Source organism: Nocardioides sp. InS609-2, from assembly GCF_023208195.1.
Classification (GTDB): Bacteria; Actinomycetota; Actinomycetes; order Propionibacteriales; family Nocardioidaceae; genus Nocardioides.
Genome location: NZ_CP060034.1, coordinates 3,854,988 through 3,874,183, shown reverse-complemented (window position 1 = coordinate 3,874,183; position 19,196 = coordinate 3,854,988). Strand labels below are relative to the sequence as shown.

At 69.2% G+C, this 19,196-nt stretch carries 16 protein-coding genes; 2 read left to right on the top strand and 14 right to left on the bottom strand.

Annotated elements, in window-relative coordinates:
* Positions 1 to 23: 23 nt before the first annotated feature.
* The 3 genes from H4Q84_RS19990 to H4Q84_RS19980 all read right to left on the bottom strand — a co-directional run bounded on the left by H4Q84_RS19990 (position 24) and on the right by H4Q84_RS19980 (position 4,161).
* Positions 24 to 1,850: a glycoside hydrolase family 15 protein gene (locus tag H4Q84_RS19990; RefSeq protein WP_248580829.1), complete on the bottom strand. Its 1,827-nt coding sequence runs from the start codon at positions 1,848 to 1,850 to the stop codon at positions 24 to 26.
* A 176-nt stretch (positions 1,851 to 2,026) separates the two neighbouring features.
* Positions 2,027 to 3,457 (bottom strand): cytosine permease, encoded by a 1,431-nt coding sequence (locus H4Q84_RS19985; protein ID WP_248580828.1) that lies wholly within the window; start codon positions 3,455 to 3,457, stop codon positions 2,027 to 2,029.
* Positions 3,454 to 4,161: a nucleoside deaminase gene (locus H4Q84_RS19980; RefSeq protein WP_248580827.1), complete on the bottom strand. Its 708-nt coding sequence runs from the start codon at positions 4,159 to 4,161 to the stop codon at positions 3,454 to 3,456. The genes H4Q84_RS19985 and H4Q84_RS19980 overlap by 4 nt, the downstream gene beginning before the upstream one ends.
* Between H4Q84_RS19980 and H4Q84_RS19975 the strand changes: the two genes are divergently transcribed.
* The gene (locus H4Q84_RS19975) at positions 4,093 to 5,640 is read left to right on the top strand and encodes a PucR family transcriptional regulator ligand-binding domain-containing protein (protein ID WP_248580826.1); all 1,548 of its coding nucleotides are present in this window, start codon (positions 4,093 to 4,095) and stop codon (positions 5,638 to 5,640) included. The two genes, H4Q84_RS19980 and H4Q84_RS19975, sit on opposite strands and share 69 nt — an antisense overlap.
* Positions 5,641 to 5,923: 283 nt before the next feature.
* Here the strand turns inward: H4Q84_RS19975 and H4Q84_RS19970 are convergent, their stop codons facing one another.
* The 7 genes from H4Q84_RS19970 to H4Q84_RS19940 form a co-directional block, all read right to left on the bottom strand.
* Positions 5,924 to 6,811 (bottom strand): cytochrome c biogenesis protein CcdA, encoded by an 888-nt coding sequence (locus H4Q84_RS19970; protein ID WP_248580825.1) that lies wholly within the window; start codon positions 6,809 to 6,811, stop codon positions 5,924 to 5,926.
* Positions 6,812 to 6,839: 28 nt separating this feature from the next.
* On the bottom strand, positions 6,840 to 7,238 hold the full coding sequence (locus H4Q84_RS19965; protein WP_248580824.1) for a redoxin domain-containing protein: 399 nt from the start codon (positions 7,236 to 7,238) through the stop codon (positions 6,840 to 6,842).
* A gap of 440 nt (positions 7,239 to 7,678) precedes the next feature.
* Complete coding sequence (locus H4Q84_RS19960) at positions 7,679 to 9,391, bottom strand: ABC transporter permease subunit (RefSeq protein ID WP_248580823.1); 1,713 nt, start codon at positions 9,389 to 9,391, stop codon at positions 7,679 to 7,681.
* A 56-nt stretch (positions 9,392 to 9,447) separates the two neighbouring features.
* Positions 9,448 to 10,194, bottom strand: a complete 747-nt coding sequence (locus H4Q84_RS19955; protein ID WP_248580822.1) for an ATP-binding cassette domain-containing protein — start codon at positions 10,192 to 10,194, stop codon at positions 9,448 to 9,450.
* Positions 10,191 to 11,114, bottom strand: coding sequence for a putative selenate ABC transporter substrate-binding protein (locus tag H4Q84_RS19950; RefSeq protein ID WP_248580821.1), 924 nt, complete (start codon positions 11,112 to 11,114; stop codon positions 10,191 to 10,193). The genes H4Q84_RS19955 and H4Q84_RS19950 overlap by 4 nt, the downstream gene beginning before the upstream one ends.
* 35 nt (positions 11,115 to 11,149) lie before the next feature.
* Entirely contained in the window at positions 11,150 to 12,097 is a 948-nt protein-coding gene (locus H4Q84_RS19945) for a hypothetical protein (protein WP_248580820.1), read from the bottom strand.
* Positions 12,090 to 13,223, bottom strand: a complete 1,134-nt coding sequence (locus H4Q84_RS19940; protein ID WP_248580819.1) for a radical SAM protein — start codon at positions 13,221 to 13,223, stop codon at positions 12,090 to 12,092. Before H4Q84_RS19940 ends, H4Q84_RS19945 begins: the two co-directional genes overlap by 8 nt.
* Before the next feature lie 113 nt (positions 13,224 to 13,336).
* On the opposite strand from H4Q84_RS19940, the gene H4Q84_RS19935 reads away from it, so the two are divergent.
* Positions 13,337 to 13,990 (top strand): class I SAM-dependent methyltransferase, encoded by a 654-nt coding sequence (locus H4Q84_RS19935; RefSeq protein WP_248580818.1) that lies wholly within the window; start codon positions 13,337 to 13,339, stop codon positions 13,988 to 13,990.
* 59 nt (positions 13,991 to 14,049) lie between these two features.
* Here the strand turns inward: H4Q84_RS19935 and H4Q84_RS19930 are convergent, their stop codons facing one another.
* The 4 genes from H4Q84_RS19930 to H4Q84_RS19915 all read right to left on the bottom strand — a co-directional run bounded on the left by H4Q84_RS19930 (position 14,050) and on the right by H4Q84_RS19915 (position 19,191).
* Positions 14,050 to 14,946, bottom strand: coding sequence for a DMT family transporter (locus H4Q84_RS19930; RefSeq protein WP_248580817.1), 897 nt, complete (start codon positions 14,944 to 14,946; stop codon positions 14,050 to 14,052).
* A 2-nt stretch (positions 14,947 to 14,948) separates the two neighbouring features.
* The gene (locus tag H4Q84_RS19925) at positions 14,949 to 16,301 is read right to left on the bottom strand and encodes an aldehyde dehydrogenase family protein (protein ID WP_248580816.1); all 1,353 of its coding nucleotides are present in this window, start codon (positions 16,299 to 16,301) and stop codon (positions 14,949 to 14,951) included.
* 74 nt (positions 16,302 to 16,375) lie between these two features.
* A complete protein-coding gene (locus H4Q84_RS19920; protein WP_248580815.1) occupies positions 16,376 to 17,599 on the bottom strand; it encodes a Glu/Leu/Phe/Val dehydrogenase dimerization domain-containing protein in 1,224 nt (407 codons plus the stop codon).
* On the bottom strand, positions 17,596 to 19,191 hold the full coding sequence (locus tag H4Q84_RS19915) for a 5-guanidino-2-oxopentanoate decarboxylase (protein WP_248580814.1): 1,596 nt from the start codon (positions 19,189 to 19,191) through the stop codon (positions 17,596 to 17,598). The genes H4Q84_RS19920 and H4Q84_RS19915 overlap by 4 nt, the downstream gene beginning before the upstream one ends.
* Positions 19,192 to 19,196 lie beyond the last annotated feature (5 nt).

The window sequence follows — 19,196 nt, the reverse complement described above, 5'->3', positions numbered from 1 at the left end:
TGATCGTGCAGCAGACCCTTTCGTCAGCCGCTTTGCTGTTCGGCGTCGGCGAGTGCTTGTGCTGCGTTGATCAGCCCTAGGTGGCTGAAGGCTTGAGGGAAGTTGCCCAAGAGTTCACCGCTGGTGGGGTCGACCTGTTCCGCGAAGAGTCCGAGGGGTGTGGCGTATCCCGCGGCGCGCTCCAAGGTCTGGCGGGCGCGATCGAGCTGGCCGGACAAGGCCAGGGCGTGGGCCAACCAGAACGTGCAGAGCAAGAACGTGCCTTCTGGCTCGGCGAACCCGTCTTCGCTGCGGTAGCGGTAGAGGAGGCCGCGTTCGTCTCGTAACCCCCTCTCGATCGCGTCGATGGTGGACAGGATCCGCGGGTCGTCGGGGGGCAGAAAGCCGACAATCACCATCAGCAGGGTGGATGCGTCGAGGTCGTCAGAGCCGAAGGACTGAGTGAATGCGTGGGCCGAGTCGCTGTAGCCGGAGGTCAGGATTGCTGTGCGGATCTCGTCGCGGGCATCTCTCCACGAACTTGCGCGAGCGGGGTCAACGGCGAGCTGTTCGGCCATCGATAGGCCGCGGTCCAGGGCCACCCAGCACATGAGCTTGCTGTGCAGGAACGGTCTGGGCGCACCGCGGATCTCCCAGATGCCTTGGTCGTCTTCGCGCCACAGCGCCGCAGCTTGATCGACTGCCGCGATCAGAAACCGCCCGGTTGCCTCGTCCATGTCGCCGAGTTCGCCACGCAGGGTGTAGGCCGCGTCCAGGAGGGCGCCATACACGTCGAGCTGGTATTGACCCCAGGCATCGTTGCCCACTCGGACCGGTCCACTGTTCCTCCAGCCGTCCAGATGTGGGAGCTCTCGCTCGGTGAGGTCTCGCTCGCCTCCGATCCCGAACATGATCTGGAGGTGGAGGCCGCGGTCGAGTTGCGTGGCGGCGGCCCTGGCAAGGAAGGAGAAGAATCGTGCCGCCTCATCTGGACAGGCCGCGACGAAGAGGCCCTGCAGCGTCATGCTTGCATCGCGGACCCAGGTGTATCGGTAGTCCCAGGTCCGGCCGCTCCCCACTCCTTCGGGCAGGCTTGTGGTTGCGGCGGCCACCACGGCCCCGCTGCGCGCGTAGGTCAGGCCCTGCAGGACTACCCCGCTGTGATGGACCAGGTCCCGCAGAGGTCCCCTATAGCGTTGATGCAGGACGGACCAACTGCGCCAGGACGACTCGGTGCCCTTCAACCGCCGCCGGATCTTCCGCGGCGTCCAAGCCTTGGCCGCCGGTCCCCAGGCGTCGCCCTGTCCCAACGCGAATGTGAGTTCCTGCCCTTCTCGCAGCGTGATCATCCCGGTCGCGCATGCCTCGCTGATGTCCAGGTCCATCTGGGTGCTGAGGACAACAACGGTGGCGCCGCCATCAGCGACGACCGCGCGGCCATCGGTAGCGGTCAGGCGCGGGTGCACCAAACCGAATTCCGGTCGGGGTGCGAACTCCACCCGCACCAACACAGACCCACGTGTGCAACGCACGTGTCGCAACAGGACCCCTGGCGCCGTACGCCCGAGTTCGTGTCCCTGTTCCCGCGCCCCGAGGGCCATTGCATCGGTGACGACCAGCTCCCCCTCGGGGCAGGTCCACGTGGTGTCCAGGACCAGACTCGTGGCACGGTAGGCCCAGGTCGAGGTACATCCAGGCGCTTCCGGAGCGATTGAGAAGTGACCCGCCGAGTCGTCCAGGAGACGACCCAGGACCGAGGGGCTGTCGAAGCGTGGAAGGCACAACCAGTCCACCGACCCGCCTGAGGTAACCAGCGCGGCCGAGCCACAGTCGGACAACAGCGCGTGATCTCGAAGGGGGATGTCACTCATGCCCCCATGAGACACCACCTCAGCGTCACTGCCTACGACGGCGGATGACGAAAGTGTGACGCCCAGCCAATCTCCGTGGCAGATCCCTGCCCACCGGCCAGCACCTTCGTTTCGGGTCCCAGCTCAGCCAGGCCGAGCACCTCGGCGACGGTGGTCGGCGTGCGAGGACGGCTTCATCACTCGGCCCTTGTGGCTGCGTCGACGAGCCCCCGGGAGCGGGCCGAGGCCGAGCGCCTCGCGAGCACCGTGTAGAGGACTCCCGCAGTCAGACCGCCCGCGAGCCACGAGATGTCCACGTTGCCGAGCATCTTCGCGCCGGGTCCCTGCAGGGCAGTCGGGATGCCGAACTCGAAGAACCAGGCGGCGAAGATGCCGACCAGGAACGAGATCATGGCGTCCCACTTGATGTCGCCGAGCCGGGAGCGGCCGGGTGCGTCGTACAAGGCGTCGATGTCCACCTGCTGACGACGGACCAAGTAGTAGTGCACGGCCATGATCGAGGCCCATGGTGCGACCCATACGACGAGGCTGGCCAGCCAACCGTCGAGAGCGTGCGCGAAGCTCTCCTGGAAGATGAGCACGATCGTGAACACCGACGCGAAGGCACCCACGAGGTAGGCCATGTTCCTGCGCGACACCTTCAGGTCGACGGTGAGGGCACAGAGCGCGCAGCTGTAGATGTTGAGGATGTTGGTGGCGATCGGGCCGTGGATCACCAGTAGCAGCACGGGGATCGCGAGAGCACCGAAGACCGTGACGATGAGCTGACCCGGGTCCGCCTGCTTGCCGATGGTCGCCACCGACGCGCCGAGCACGCCCAGCCAGACGACGGGAATGAATTGACCGAGCACGCTCGCGACGTACAGCTTCCGCTTGGGGACCGAGGGCGACACGAAGCGCGAGTAGTCAGAGGCGTACGCGAGCCAGGTGATGCCCCAGCCGATGCCGATCGCGGTCATGACCGTGCTCATGGCGCTCAGCCGGTCTTTGCCCTCCAGTCCGGCACCGGCGTACCCCCAGTCCACGTCGAGTTTGGTCCACGCGACGACGCTCATGGCCAGGAGTACGACGAGGGTGACGGGGACGGTGTACCTCTCGAACGCGGAGATCCAGCGGAAGCCGTTGGCCGCAATCCAGGTCTGCAGTGCCATCACCACCAAGACGATGGCGATCTTGACGCCCGTGCCTCCGGACATCCCGAGTTCGCCGAGCAGCGCGACCACGAGGTCGAGCACGATCCAGGTGTTGATAGCGCACCAGCCAGCGGAAGTGATGCCCTGGATGATCGCCGGCAGGTAGGCGCCGCGCCGACCGAAGGCGCTGCGGGCGAGGACCATCTGGCTCACGCCGGTCCGCTGACCCATCAGGACGAAGAACCCGAAGACGGCCATACCGACCAGGTTCCCCAGCACCAGGACGAGGACCGTGTCGGCGAGGCCGAGACCGAGCACGATGCCGAGGGCGCCGAGCACCCAGTTGATGGGGGCGATGTTCGCGCCCGCCCAGATCCAGAACTGTTGCATGGCGGTCGACTCGCGCGCACCCTCGGGGACAGGGTCGAGCGCGTGCTCGTCGTACGCCGAGTCGGGTGCTGAGTGTGCTGTCATCGTGTCTCCAAGGCTGCGGTGGCGGGCGTGGGTCCGGTGGGGTCCTCGACCCCGATGTCTTCGTTCCAGATCTCTGGGCTGCGGTCGATGAACTGAGCCATGAGGTCGATGCACTCGGGGAGGTCGAGGACCTCGAGCTCGACGCCGTGAGAACGCAACAGGGCTTCGCTTGCCTCGAACGTGCGGTTCTCTCCGATCACGACGCGTGGGATCCCGTAGAGGAGGATCGTCCCGGCGCACATGGGACATGGCGAGAGCGTCGTGTACAGCGTCGCGCGACGGTACGACGACGCCGGAAGTCGGCCGACGTTCTCCAAACAGTCGGTCTCCCCATGTCGGATCACGCTGCCCTGCTGAACCCTGCGGTTACGACCGACCCCCAGAACCTCGCCGTTCACGATGAGTGCGGCGCCGATGGGGACGCCGCCTTCCTCCAGCCCTAGGCGAGCCTGCTCGACCGCCAGCTTCATGACGATGAGGTCGTAGTTCACGGGAAACCTCCTGTTCGGGTGCCCACCCTCGTTGTGGGATAGCACCGAGTGTTCGCCGTCACATCCGACCGCCGGCAGGGACAGTACGTCGAATATTTCCGCACGAGCCTTGACAACTCGTCCAGGTAGATCGAGCGTCTTGGCATGCTCATCCCCCTCGCCGAGATCCTCACCCTCCCGGCAGTCGCCGCAGGGGCACCGCTCGTGCTGCACGGCACGCCCGAGGACTGCCTGATCCGGTGGGTGCACTCCTCCGAGGTCTTCGAAATGGGTCCCCTGCTCCGCGGCCAAGAGCTGCTCCTGACGACGGGCCTCGGGCTCAAAGGCAGCTCTCCCTCTGACCTCGAGGGCTACATCGATGCCCTCGCCGACGCGGGGCTCGCGGCGCTGGCCCTGGAGCTCGGGCGCACGTTCGCCGAGGTGCCCGCCGCGGTGACCCGCGCCGCGAAGCGACGTAACCTCCCCCTGCTCGCTTTCCGCGGGGTGGTCCCGTTCGAAAGCGTGGTCGAGGGGTTCCACGAGCTGGTCATGCACCGGGACCGCGCAACCTTGCGCGTATCGGACAGGGTGTGGCGCGAACTACTGGACGTCGTACTCGCCGGCGACGGCCTGAACGCACTGGTCAAGCGGGTCGCCCACCTCGCCAACGCGCGGTGCGTCCTCCTGGCCCGCGACGGCCGCGTCGTGGCAGCCAGCGATCCCGGGGCGACACAGGACTCCCCTACCGCTGCCAACAGCCGTACGGTCGACCTCGGAGGCACCGCCTGGGGATCCCTGGTGATCGCGGGCAGCACGAGCCAGACGCACACGGCGATCCTCGACCGGGCCGTCAAGGTCGTGAGCCTCGAGCTGCTCCGCACCGGCACGACCCTGGAGACCGCAGCAGTCGCCAACAACCTCCTCCGGGACATCGCGGACAGCCGCCTGCCCTCAGTGGAGGAGCTGCGTTCGAGACTTGAGATCGCCGGCTTTCCCGCCGAGAAGGGGCGGCCCATCGTCGCCCTGTGTGTCGCCAGTGACCGACGCATCTCGCCGCCGGTCCTCTCGGCGGCCGCGCATCGCGCTTCGCGCGAGACGTTCGGAGCCTGTCTGGTGGGTCACCTCGACGACGATGTCGTCATCGTCGCCCGGGTCCCCCGGGGCAGCGAGCAACGGCTCCGCGAAGCGCTCGGCAAGATGTGCTCCTCCTTGTCGGAGACCATCGAGCAGACGACCGGCCACGCGATCGTCACCGTGGCCGCCGGATCACCGGTCGGCGACGTAGACGGACTGACCGCCACCCTCACCCAGTCCCGCGAGGTGGCTTCGATCGCCCGCAGGCTCGGTGCCCGACGACAGCCCCTGCATGCACGCGACCTGGGTATCTACCGGCTGCTGGCACGCTTCGGCAACGAACCCGAGCTCGCCGACTTCCTGCGCGAGCAGATCGGCCCCCTGCTCGACCACGACGCGACGTACTCCTCCAAACTCGTGCAGACACTCGACACATATCTCCAGCACGGCCTCGCCAAGACCGAAACCGCGACAGCGCTGGGCATTCGACGACAGACCCTGTACAACAGGCTGGACCGCATCAACGCCGTCCTGGGCCGCGATGCTCTCACTGCTCACGAAAGCAGGACCGCGCTCAGCCTCGCTCTCCACGCGTGGAGACTACGGACAGGTCTCGATCCCAGCCGGAGCGGCGGCTGAACCCGGCGGCCTCCGCCAGCCTTGCTCGCCCCGTCCACCACGCGGTTCGTCACGAGCACGGGCCCTGCCCAACGTGCGGCGGCGTGCCGACCCCGTCGCCACCTCGGAGGCCGATTGGCCGACGGCCCGGCGAGGAGGCGCCACGCGGTGACTCCCACGGTGGTAGAGCGCCCGACCGACAGACGGCATCAACTTGCCGTCGCGCGGGTCTTCGGCGTGGACCGATGTGATGTCCTGGGAAGTTGGTCAGTAGGAGGCCTATGGTGCTCCGCGAAGCGATCACTCATGGCATCGAGTCCTGGGGCGTGGGTGGTGTGCGGTCCCGGGTTCGCCGTCTACTGGCGGTGACCGCGAGTGCCGTGAGCGCCAGGCCGAGGAGGGCCCATCCTCCGGGACCGACCGTGGCGACGAGGTCAGCGAGTTCGCGTTGCACGCGGGCGGCGAGGTCGATGACGGGGTCCTCGGTGGCGCCGCCGCCGAGCACCCGCACCTCCCAGGCGCCGTACCAGCCGACATAGGCCCCGGCGAGGAGGAGCACGCCGCCGCTCGCGCGCGGCAGCCAGCGGCCGGTGCCGCGCAACGTTCGCACCAGACCGTCCGAGGCCAAGGCGACGGCGATCGCGACCGCGCCGACCACCGCCCCCATGCCGAGCCCATAGGCCACGAACAAGCTGGCGCCGGTGGCCATCGAATCAGTACGGAAAGTCGCCACCACCACTGCCAGGAACGGAGCGATTGTGCAGGTGAGCGACGCCAGCGCGTAGCCTGCGCCGAACCCTGCCATCGCCCCGAAGCTCCGGGTGAGCGGGCGTGGTGCGGCAGCGGCACGCCGCCGGAATACGGGGACCCTCGGTGTCTTGCCGAGGACGAGAAGTGCCCCGACCAGGGCCAGGGAGAACCCGAGGGCGATGGTGAACCAGGGCAGGTATTGCTGCAGCTGTGAGGCGACCGGGGCGACGACGAAGCCGAAGATCCCGAACACAGCCACGAATCCGACTGTCATCGAAACCGTCAGGCCGAGCGCCCGCCCCACGGCACGAGGTCGCGTGGTCGGCTGGTCCCCGAGGATCAGGAGCGAGAGGTAGGCGGGGAGCAGGGCGAACCCGCACGGGTTGACCGCGGCCAGCATCCCGGCACCGAGGGCGACGGCCAGCAGGGGCGAGTCGAGCACTTGGACTTCGTCGATTCTGCGGGTCGGCTCAGCTGCCGGCCAGGTCGCCGACGACATCGAGCAACTCGGCGTCATCAAGGTAGCCGCTGGTCACCGTGCGACCCTCGGCGTCGAGCACCACGTACGTGCTCTGCTCGGTGATGCCGAAGTGACGCCACACCTCTCCGTCAGGGTCGGCGAGCTGGGCGATCTCCCGCGCCGGTACGTCGGCCGCGAAGTCGTCGATGGCCTCGCTGTCGTCAAGACTGCCCACCCCCACGAAAGCCACTTCGTCGGCGAATTGGTCTGCGGCAGCACTGACCCCTGCGATCTGACGGCGGCAGGTGGGACACCACGGAGCCCAGAACCACAAGACGGCCGGCCTTCCGGCCAGGGAGGAGCCCTCGAAAGCAGCCCCGTCGACCGTCTGGGAGGAGAAGTCCAGCACCGCGGGAACCGCGGCGGGCGGATCCTGCTCGCCCTCTCGGTCTTCCTGAGGATCGACCTCACCGGACTCGGATGGGCCCTCGGGCGTCGACCCGCTCGTCTGATCGGCCGATGCCGGCGCCGCCCTATCCCGGGAGGTCGATGTGGCCGTCCCGCAGCCGGAGATGGTCAGGCTGAGGACGATCGCAACGAAGGCCAGACCAGGAGGACGCACGCCCTCAGCGTCTCATGTCGACGGTCGCGATGACCTTATCAACCGGTGACGGCCCGCCTGGGACCATCCAGACTGCGCCCACCCCCGGCGTTGAAGCGAGCGCTCGATCTCCTCGGGGGGCGCCCTTCACGTAGCCCGTCTCCTTGGACAAGGTTGTGCGCAACCGCGAAATGGCATGTCGCAGTCAGACGACACCGTCGGTAGCCCGCTCACGCTCCTCGTGGCCGCTACGCGCTGAAGGCGCGTCGAAGTCGCCGGCCCGCGAGCTCGGCGGCGACGCTGACGACGAACGAGGCTGCGAGCAGGGTGGTGATGACGGGGAAGCGGAAGATCGCGAGGTTCTCCGCGAACAGCCGGCCCAATCCTGCGGCGCCGACGACACCCACGATGGCGGTCTCTCGGACGCAGATCTCGAAGCGGTAGAGCGTGTAGGTGACCAGATAGTGCACCGAGGGTGGCGTGGTCGCGGCGGTCGAGGCCAGCCAGCGGCGCACGCCGACGACCCGCAGGGCGTCTCGCGGCCGGGTATCTATGCTCTCCCAGGCCTCGGCGACGAGCCGGCCGAGAATGCCCCCTGTGTAGATGCCGAGGGCCAGGGCTCCGGGCAGGATGCCGGGAAACAGGACGAGAAGGGCGATCACCGCCCACACCGTGGGTGGGACCGAGCGCAGCTTCAGCAGCACGACTCTGGACGCCCACCACAGGAAACCCCGGACGAGGCCGGTCAGCAGCGAGGTGTGCTCGTCCATCGGTCCCCGGTGTGGCCGGGTCGCCCAAGGGCCGACCAGCATCGTGACGACCACGGCGACGGCCATGGCCAGCACTGCCATGGCCAGGGTGTCGAGGACGGCACCGGTTAGCGTCGGCCAGCCGCCCGGCGGCAACACGGGGGGCCACATGTCGTCGAGAAGTCGGCCGGTCAGGTCCCGGGTGCGCGGGGAGGTCAGCCCCGAAAAGGAAACGTCCGAGGAGACCCAGGCCCAGGCCAGGGCCGGGGCCGCGAGGAGGGCCGTGCCGCGGGCCCACCAGGACCGCTCGGCCCGAGCTGATCGGCGCGTTGCACCGTCCCCGGCGCCGGAAGGCACAGGCAGGGTGGGTCGACGGCGGCGCGCCTTGCCGCCGGACCAGTCCGCGCAGCTCACCACCGCCAGATCGCCTCGCAGCCGGGTGCTCCACAGGTCGGCCACGGCCGAGAGCAGCAACACCGCGCCCACCAGGGTCCAGACCTGGTCCCAGTTGCGGGACTGGAGGCTGACCACCAGCTCTTGGCCGAGCCCGCCGATCCCGACGACGCCGAGGATCACCGCCGAGCGGATGGCACACTCGAATCGGTAGAAGGAGTACGACAGGAGGATCGGCGCCGCGGCCGGGAAGAGCGTGTAGGCCAACGCCGACACGGGTCGTGACCCGGTGGCGCGCAGGGTGCGCACTGGGCCGGGGGGTACGCCGTCCAGGATCTCGCCGAACACCTTCGCCGTCTGCGCCCCGAACGGCAGGGCGATCGCGAGCACCGCGACCAGCGGATCGAGGCCGAGGACACTCACGAACAGCAGCGCCCAGATCAGCTCGTGGATCGATCGGACGGCCACCAAGGCGCCGCGCAGCACCACGCGTACCCACCGCACGACTCGCGGGGGGCGTTGGCCCCAAGCGACGTCGCTGAGCACCAGACCACCGAGGAGCCCGACCACCAGCGCAGCTGCCGTGCCCAGGGCGGCGAAGACCAGCGTCACCCCCGCGGCGTCGAGCACCACGGCAAGGAAGTCCGCCGACAGGTCGGGACGCAGCGCGGAGGCCATCAGGTCCGCGACCAGGGGGATGCCGCCGCGGTTGACGACCTCGGAGCCCGCCGGGACGGCTCGCCGCCAGGCCCAGACGAGCGGCAGCACGACCAGCAGCCCCACGACGACCCGCCGGCCCGCCACTGCTCTCGGGCTCACCCTCGGGTGAGCGGGTTGGCCGGTGGCGGCCTGATCCGGGGCGGTGCCAAGATCCGTCACGTCAGCGCGTACAGATCGTCCAGGACGCGGTCGTGGAGGTCGCCAGAGGGCAGGTCGAAGACCACCCGGCCGTGCTTCAACCCGATCGCCCGGGTGCAGTGTCGCCGGGCGAGGTCGGGCTGGTGCAGGCTGACCACGACCGTGGGCCGGCTGCCCGCCGCGCTCAACAGGTCCAAGATCCTCGCGGCCCGCGTCGGGTCCAGGCTGGAGACGGGCTCGTCGGCCACCACGAGGTCGGGGGCCTGCACCAGCAGTCGGGCGATGGCGACGCGTTGACGTTCCCCGCCGGAGAGTAGCTCGGTGCGTTCGTGGACCGCCCAGGAGAGTCCGACCCGGTCCAGCGCGTCGAGGGCGACGTCGTCGGCGCGGGGCCAGGCGAGCGCGGCCAAGGCCCGGGCGGTGCTCCAGTGCCCGAGTCGACCCGCGTTGACGTTGTGCAGCACGCGTACCTGCTCGATCAGGTCGAGGCGCTGGGAGACGGTGCCGATCCTGCGCTGCACGCGCCGTAGCCGGGCGGGTGGGAGGCCGCTCAGGTCGACGCCGAGCACCTCGACGGTGCCGGCGGTGGCGGTCAGCGACCCGTTCAGAAGTGAGAGCAACGTGCTCTTACCGGCGCCGCTGGCACCCAGGAGTGCCACTCGCTCGCCCGCGGTCACCGTGAGGTCGATGTCGACCAGCGCCTCGACCGAGCCGAACCGGCGCCCGGCCCGGCGGAGCCACACCACGGGCACCGGCTCCGTCACGCGAGTAGTCCCTGCTCGGCGGCGATGGCCTCGATCTGGTCGTAGTTGGCGTTCTCGGTGGCCACAAACGCTTCGGCGCCGAAGAGGTCGAGGATCTTGGCGTCGTCGGGGTTGGCCGCGTCCAGGCCGAACAGCAGGTCGGTCACCGACCGCGTGGTCCCGGCGCCGTACACCTCATCGAGGTCGGGTCGGGCCAGCCAGTGGTAGTCGGCGTACCCAGGGGTGCGCCACAGGACGACCACGTCCCGCAGGTCGACCTCATCCGCAGCCCGGGTCGCGGCCCACACCTGCTCGTTGACCGCGCCGACCTCGAAGCTCCCGGCGGCGACCGCCTCGATCGTGGCGTCGTGGGAGCCGGAGAATCCGGGCTCGCCCTTCAGGTCCTCTTGGTCGAGCCCACCCTGGGCCATGAAGTACTGCGGCATCAGCCGGCCCGAGGTGGACGTCTCGCTGCCGAACGTCAGGGTGTGACCAGCCAGCCCGGCCAACCCGGTGACGTCCTCGAACGGCGCCAGCCCGGCGGCCGAGTTGGCGATGAAGAGGCTGTGGAAGTCGGCGTCGATGTCACGTTGGGCGATCGCCGTCGCGCCCTCGACCCGGACCCGGGCCTGCACCCCGGTGAGACCACCCATCCACGCCAGGTGGATGTCGCCGACCTCGAAGGCGCGCACCACGGCGGTGTAGTCGGTCACCGGCCTGTAGGTGACCTCCAGCCCGGTGGCCTCAGCGAACCGGGACGCCACCGACGGGTAGAGCCGGTTCAACAGCTCGGGATCCTGGTCGGGGATCGCTGAGATCCCCAACGGGCTGCCGCGCTCGGCCGCGCCGCCCCCGGCCGACCCGTCCTTGCCGCCGCAGGCCGTCAGCAACAAAAGACCTGCCGAGCCCAGCAAAAGGGACCGTCGCGGGATCTGGGCCATAGTGGTTTTCTCCGTCGGTGCTCGGCGCGGTGTGGTCAGGTGCTGGCGGAGTCGACATGATCCGGTGGTGCGACGCCCGCATGCGCGCGGGATCGGCCCAGCCACGCGCCGACCACGGCGAGGCAGAACAGGTAGGCCGCCGAAGTGGGCGTGCCCCCGAGGAACGGATCGGAGAACCCGAGCTGGGCGTGCAACGACAGCCCGGCCAGGGCCGAGAGGACGGCCGCGGCAACTGCCAGGCGGCGTACACCGGACCGTGCCGCGAGCACCAGCAGCGCACCGGCGACCACCAACACAAGACCGCCGACCATGTTGTACGCGCCCAGACTCACCGAGAGGTCGCTGGAGCCCAGATCTGGCCCCCGGGTCGCGAGCGGGTCACCGAACGACCGCACCGCACTGGAGAGGCCGACGAGCATGGTCAACCCGCCCCACACCTGGCCGAGCACCCGCCCCGTGGTCCGCCCTGCGCGGACCGCGTCGGTGGCCAGGATCCGGCCCCCGGCGCTGACCAAGAGAATGAGGTGGGCCCCGATCATCAGCCAGTAGGACCACGGCCACTCGTTCGGGGCGTAGGCCACCGACAATCCGATGGCCACCGATTGCACGATCCCGAGCGCGGCCGCGAGCCGGACCCAGGAGCCGGTGAGCAGCAGCACCGCCAGCGCCGTCTCGAGGACGAGCACAAGCCAGCCGAACGGCGTGAAGTTCGGCAGCACGAGGTGCTCGACCACCCATGAGTACGGCGGGAACACCGGGTGACTGACGGCGTAGGCGGTGAAGTGATAGAGCCCGTTGTCCGCAGACTTACCGAAGTCGGGGGCCCGCTTCCAGGACACGTTGTAGAGCCACATCAGCCCCAGCAGGATCCGCAGCGCCGTGGCCCCCACCGCATGGGCGCGGGGTGCCTCGTCGGCGGCCGGCGCGAGCAGCCACCCGACGGCGCTCATCATGCCCGGGCGCGTGGTCGTGGTCTCAGGCACAGCGGAACACCTCTCTGCCGGTACGGGCCGAAGCGTCCTGGACGGCTACCGTGTCCCGCACCACACCGAAAACCTCTGCCAGCGGCAACGGCGCGTCCGCGATGCGCATGTTCGGGTTGGTGACGGCCACCGGGTGCCACCAGGCGCCGTCGACGGCCAGGGTGGGTTCCGGCTCCAGGTTGTCGATCGACACGTGCACACCGCCGTCGGCGAAGCCCTCCGCGGCCACCGGCCGGACAAGTCGGTCGTCGCGATCGATGCCCTCCTCATCCAGCCGACGGTGCAGCGCCTCCACACCGGCCGGGTCCTCCTCGTACAGAGTTGCGGCTACCCGGACCCGGAAGCCGAGCGAACGGGCCAGCCCGATCCCGGCCACAGCGCGCTCCCACGACCCCGCCCCGCGCTGCCGATCGTGCAGGGCGGCAGTGGCCGAGTCGAGGCTGACCTGCAGAGTCACCGAGCGGTCCAATGACTCCAGCAGCTGACGGCGGCGACCCCGGCCGAGGATCATCGCATTCGTGAGCAAGGTGCGCTCGGTCCCCTCGGCTGCGGCCAACAGGTCGCCGAGGTCGGGGTGCATGAAGGGCTCGCCACCCGTGAGGAAGACCTCCCGCCCGCCCATGGCCCGGAACTCCGCGAAGACGTCGCGAGCCACATCCGGGGAGAAGCGTCGGGCGTCCGCCCGCGTTGAGGACTCCGCGCAACAGTAGTCGCAAGCCAGATTGCAGTCGAAGTTGCTGTAGACCCACAGTCGCTGCCCCACCGGAGTGCGCGACCCGCGGCTGAAGACCGTGCCCGACTCGATCTCGGCGAGGGCGCCAGCCTGCGAGGTGGCCCCCAGCTTCCGGACGGCGAACCACCAGGGACCGCCCGGGGTCTCACCGACCTGGGCATCGACGTCATGACCGACAAGGTCTGCCCAGACCGGAAGATCGGTGAGCACGCTGGGCTCGGCACTGCGCACGCCGAGCAGCTGACCGGCCTCCAGGCGCCGCATCGCCCGAGTGATCAGGAGGAGCAGCCCGCTGCCACAGTCCATGTCTCCCCCGTCCACGAGCACCGCGACGGCACCGGCAGGCGTGGCGACCGGCTCAGCACCGGCGCGGGTGTTGGCGGATGGCGACATTCCTCCACACTAGGCCCCGGCCCACTCAGTGGGCTTCCGCAGAAACTTACGATGTGGTGACCGCATGACCGACGACGGCAGCCCCGGCGAGCTCCCGCGCTAGGCTCCCTGCCATGTCCGGACCCGTCCGCCCCGTCGATGCCGCGGACCGCCTGAACTTCTGGGAGGACGTGCACGACAACAAGGATGTGGACGACGTTTCCTGGTGGCAGTCGGTGCCGGAGCTCTCGTTAGATCTTGTCGACCAGACCGGAGTCGGGCGAGACCAGCCGATCATCGACGTCGGTGCCGGCTGGTCCACGCTGGTCGACCACCTTCTGCAGCGGGGGTTCCGCGACCTCACTGCCATCGATCTGTCCGCCACCGCGTTACGGACCGTACGGAACAGGATCGGTGAAGCGGGCACGCAGGTTGTCCTCGACGTCGCGGACGTGCTCGACCTGCGGCCCACACGCCGGTACACCGTGTGGCACGACCGCGCGGTCTACCACTTCCTCACCGAGCCCGACGAGCGCGAGGACTACCTCGCCTCCCTCGAGCGCAGCCTGAAACCCGACGGCTGGGCGGTGGTGGCGACCTTCGGACCGGACGGCCCAACCACCTGCAGCGGACTGCCGATCGTGCGCTACACCCACCGAGAACTGGCCGCCCAGTTCCCCGGCTACCAACTCGTCGCGACCAGCGGCGAGGAACACCTGACACCCTGGGGTAGCACCCAACAGTTCACCGCCGTTTTGCTGCGCCGCCAGCCCGCCGACTCGGACTGAGGCGGCTCCGGCCCGATTTATGCCTGCGAGTCCGGGAAGAGAATGGGTCTGCTGCACGATCAGGGATGGACGGGTTGCGGCTCCACCGGTGGACCAGTCGGGCGGCTGATCACTACGAGCATGGCGATCAGCACGAGTGCGCCCCCCATTGCCGTCCTCACGCCCAAGGCCTCACCAAAGACAGCGAAGCCGAAGAACGCCGCCCACACCGGTTCGAGAACCATCAGCACCGCCGCCTGAGAGGATCCGAGGTGTGCCTGCGCCCAGGTCTGCACGAGAAGTGCGACAGCCGCGGCCACGACCGTGAGGTAGCTGAACACGACCCAGTCCCGCCCGTGCGGGAAGGTCACACCGTCGACGGACGCGATCAAGGTGAACACGACACCCATCGTCAGCAACTGTACAAAGGTGAGCGGAAAGGCGGTCGCCGGCGTGGTCCAACGGCTCATCGCGACGATGTGCACCGCGTAGAGCGCGGCGGCGAGGAGCGTGATCAGTTCGCCCGGTCCCAACGCCCAGCCACGCAATGACATGAACGCCACTCCGACGCCTGCCGTCACAGACGCGATGAGGGCGCGTCGGTCGATCGGGGTCCGCAGCAGCGCGGCGGAGAGGAAAGGCGTGAAGACGACGTACATCGACACGACGAACGCCGAGACCGTGGCAGCCGTACGCTGTAGACCGACGAACTGCAGCAGCTGCGCGACCGCGTAGCAAAGACCAAGGCGGATGCCGAGGTCCAGGCATCGGCGGTCCATCCTCCGGACGAGGCCAGGTCGCACCGCCAAGATGACCGTGGCGGCGCCGAGGAATCGCAGGCCGAGAAAATCGGTCACGGACATGCGCGTCAGCAGGTCCTTGGACATCGAGAACGTAGAGCCCCAGATCGCGGTGACCGCGATCAAGGCTAGAGCAGCGGTGGTGAGCGTGCGGCGATCCGTGGGGGTCGCCTGCACGCTCACATTTGCACCGACTTCACTTCCAGGAACTCCTCGATGCCCCACCGGCCGAGCTCGCGTCCGTTGCCTGAGCGGCCGTAGCCGCCGAACGGTGCGGCGGGGTTGGAGGCCCCCCCGTTGACGTCGACCTGCCCGGTCCGCAACCGCCGTGCCATCTCCAGCGCACGGTCCTGGTCGCTCGACCACACGGCACCGTGCAGGCCGTAGTCGGAATCGTTAGCCATGGCGACCGCTGCGTCGTCGCTCGCATACCCCTGGACGGTCACGACGGGGCCGAACACCTCGTCACGTACGATTTCGGCGTCGGGTGCCACGTCGGTCAGAACAGTGGCCGCCACGAAGTGCCCGCGCTCGAAATGTTGCTCGTCGCCTCCGGCGATCAGCCGCGCGCCTGCGCCGACTGCGCGCTCGATGAAGCCCGTGACTGACGACCGTTGGCGGGTGTCGACGACGGGGCCCAACCAGGTCTGCTCAGAGCACGGATCGCCGACGGTCAATGCTTTGGCGGCCGCGGCCGCCACCTCGAGCGCCTCAGCCAGGGCCGCATGCGGCACGAGCAGCCGGGACCAGGCTGTGCAGGTCTGGCCGGAGTTCAGCATTCCACCCTCGATGCTGGCGGTGACAGCCTGCTCGAGGTCGGCGTCGTCCAAGACGATGCTGGCGGATTTTCCACCCAGCTCGAGGGACACGCGCTTCACGCTGGCTGCGGCCCGCGCTGCGATGCGCGCGCCGACAGCGGTGGAACCGGTGAATGAGACGACGTCGATACCGGGATGGACGACGAGCGCTTCCCCCACCACCGACCCTTTCCCCGGAACCAGGTTCAGCACGCCGTCGGGCAGGCCGGCCTCGATCGCTGCGTCGACCAGCAGGTACGCCGACAGCGGGGTGATCTCGGCTGGTTTCAGCACCACTGGACTGCCGGCGACGAGCGCGCCACCGACCTTGCACAGCACTTGGTAGAAGGGGTAGTTCCAGGGTGTGATGCATCCGGCCACGCCAGCTGACTCGCGCAGCACGAGCGAATTGCCGACGCGCTCCTCCCAGGAGACGTCGGCAGCGGCGTCGAGGTAGGACGAAAGCACCGCGAGGCCTGGGTCGACGTGCGCGGTCCGCGCTATCGCCACCGGCGCGCCCACCTCCGCGACTGTGGTGTCGACGAGCAGGTCGTAGCGCTCGCGCAAACGGTCGAGCCAGCCGCGCAGGACGGCGACGCGCTCAGCGACGGAGGCAGACGCCCACTCGGGGAGGGCATCGCGGGCGGCCGCCACGGCGAGGTCCACCTCAGCCGCACCGCATTCCGCACTGGAGCCGACGGCCAGCTCGGTGGCGGGGTTCTCGACCTGGACCATGCCGCCACTGGCCGGGATCTGCCAGCGGCCGCCGAAGAACGCCGCGTCGCGTGCCCACTCTGCCCGGGGCTGCGTCATCCCGTGATCCCGACCCGCTCGGTGACGGCAGCAGCGTTGGTGGCGGAGAGGGCCAGTGCACTCTCCCGCAGGGTACGACCGCTCGCGGTGCTGTCGGCGGCCACCGTCTCCACCAGCCGCCGCATCACCGCGTCGATCTTGGCGTACGACGACTCGGCGGTCGGCTCGATGTCGCCGAAGACGATCCACCACCACCAGGCGTTCGTCATCACGTTTGCCAGGAAGTCGGGCACGACGGCGATGCCGCGTGCTGCCAACGTCGCTTCGGCGTCAGGCAGCGTGGGCATGTTCGCGCCCTCCACCACTACGCGTGCCTGGATGCGCGACGCAGCGGCCTCATCGATGACGTACGACATCGCGGCCGGGACCAGGAGGTCGCACGCCACGGCTAGCCAGTCGTCGCGGTCACCGGTGACGTCGTCCGGTCCGAGAGCCGAGCGGTCGATGACACCCAACCCGTCGCGCGCTGCCAGCAACGTCTCGACGTCGAGCCCGGCATCGTTGCGGATCAGGCCGACGCGGTCGGCGACCGCGACGACACGCACGCCGTTCTCGACCAGGTAGCGGGACGCCGCCCCGCCGATGGAGCCGAACCCCTGAACCACGGCCGTCGCCGACGTGGCGGGAATCCCGAGGCGTTCGGCAGTGGCCAGGCATGCCTGGGCAACTCCGTAGCCGCCCACGAGATCTCCGAGGGAGATCCCGCCGATCGTCACCGAGAACGCTTGGGCCAGTCGCTGTCGAGCGGCGTCCGCGTCGTCGAGAGTGGCGAAGACTGCTTCGACCGTGGAGGCAAGCCCGACCTCGGCGGCCGCCTTGTCCAAGGTCTCCTGCCGCAGCCCGAAGTCTTCGCCGGTGTTCCACTGCTCCCGAACAACCGGGAGCACCGCAGCCAGGAAGCGGCGCAAGACTTCGGGCGCCTGCGGGTCGGCGGGGTCGACGTCGATGCCACCCTTGCCGCCTCCGAGGGGCACGTACACATCGTCGGGGTCGTAGACCAGCGCCTCCTTGCGGGTCATCCCCTGTGCGAGTCCGCGCACCTCCTCGAGCGTGCAGCCCTGTCGCAGCCGCAGCCCTCCGCTGGCGAGCCCCCGCACCAGGGTGTCGATGACGACATACCCTCGACGGCCGGTGACCGGGTCGGTCCAGGTGATCTCGAGCAGCGACCCCCTTGTTGTTGTCGCGGCCAGCGGGGCGGGGGTGGACGTGGCAGTGCTCATGCAGAGACTCCTTCGTGCATACGTACGTGGATGACGGTGGGCCGGTCGGCGATCAGCGCCTCGGAGACGGCGGACCCGAGGTCAGCGGGGTCGTCGATCATGACGCCGGCGCAGCCGAGCGCGCGACCGAGAGCCGCGAAGTCCGGCGCCGGGAAGGTGACCGCGTGCACTGGGTCGTTGCGGTCGGACATCTCGTTGCGGATTTCGCCGTAGCCGGAGTTGTCGACGACGACGACCGGCAAGGCGATGCCAAGCTCCGCGGCGGTGGCCAACTCTTGGACGGTGAACATGATGCCTCCGTCGCCGAGCAGCGCCACGACGGGACGACGCGGGTCGGCAACCTTGACGCCGATGCCGGCCGGCAGCCCGAACCCGAGCGTGCCGAAGCCGGTCGGGAAGAGGAACGAGCCCGGCGTGTACGTCGGAAGGTTGGTCATTGCGCCGAAGTAGCAGACCATTGCGTTGTCGGCAGCGATGACCACGTCGCGAGGCAGGACCGCGGCCAGCGCCTCAACAATTCCTAACCACTCGCTCCCCTCGATCCGGGCCTCGCTGCTCTTCTGGGCACGCCAGCTCGTGACGTCGCCGGGCTCCCCGCGCAACTGCGCGGTGGCGAGCCGAGCCTGCAGCGCCTGCAGCACCGCACGTGAGTCACCGACGAGCGAGACGTCCGGCACCGCATTCGTGACGATGCCGACAGGGTCGACGTCGATACGGACAAGCTTGCCGGCGACTGGCAGCGGGCCGTACCAAAGGTCGGCAGGTGCCAACTCGGTGCCGACTGCCAGGACGACATCGGCCTCGGCCACCAGCTCGCGCACCGCCGGGAGGTGGATACCAGCTCCCAGGGCGAGCCGGTGGTCTTCCGGCAACACGCCCTTGCCGTTGGTGGTGGTCACCACGGGTGCGCCCAGTAGTTCGGCCAGCCTCACCAGTTCGTTGGCTGCGGGCTTGCTACCTCCACCGGCCAGGATGACCGGCCGCTTCGCCGACGCCAGCCGGCCGACCGCCTCGTCGAGCAGCGCGAGCACGGGCAAGGTCGGTGCGGTCGCGACCGGTGGCACAACGATGACGTCGCCGGTTTCGGCGAGCACGTCGAGGGGCACCTCGAGGTGCACCGGCCGAGGACGCCCCGCGGTCATGATCGAGAAGGCCTGGGCCACCGCGGTCGATATCTCGGCGACGCTGGTGGGCCGCAGGCTGGCCGCGGCCACCGCGGCGAGTGCCGTGCCCTGGCTCTTCATCTCGTGCAGCAAGCCGTTCCCGGTCGCTGGGTGGCGTAGCGGGAGGCCTGGCGACACCACGAGGACCGGCACCGAGTCCGAGTACGCCTGGCCTACGGCTGCCGCCGCGTTGAGCAACGCCGGACCGGTAGTCACGACTGCGACGCCGGGGCGACCGGTGGCCCGTGCGTAGCCGTCGGCGGCGTACCCGGCACCCTGCTCGTGCCGGGTCCCCACGTGGCGGACGCCCCGCTCGGCCAGGTGCTTGTAGATCTCGAGGTTGTGGGTGCCCGGGATCCCGAACACCACGTCGACCCCGTGAGCCACCAGTGATGCGACAAGCGCCTCACCCCCTGTCATCGCGACCATGCCCC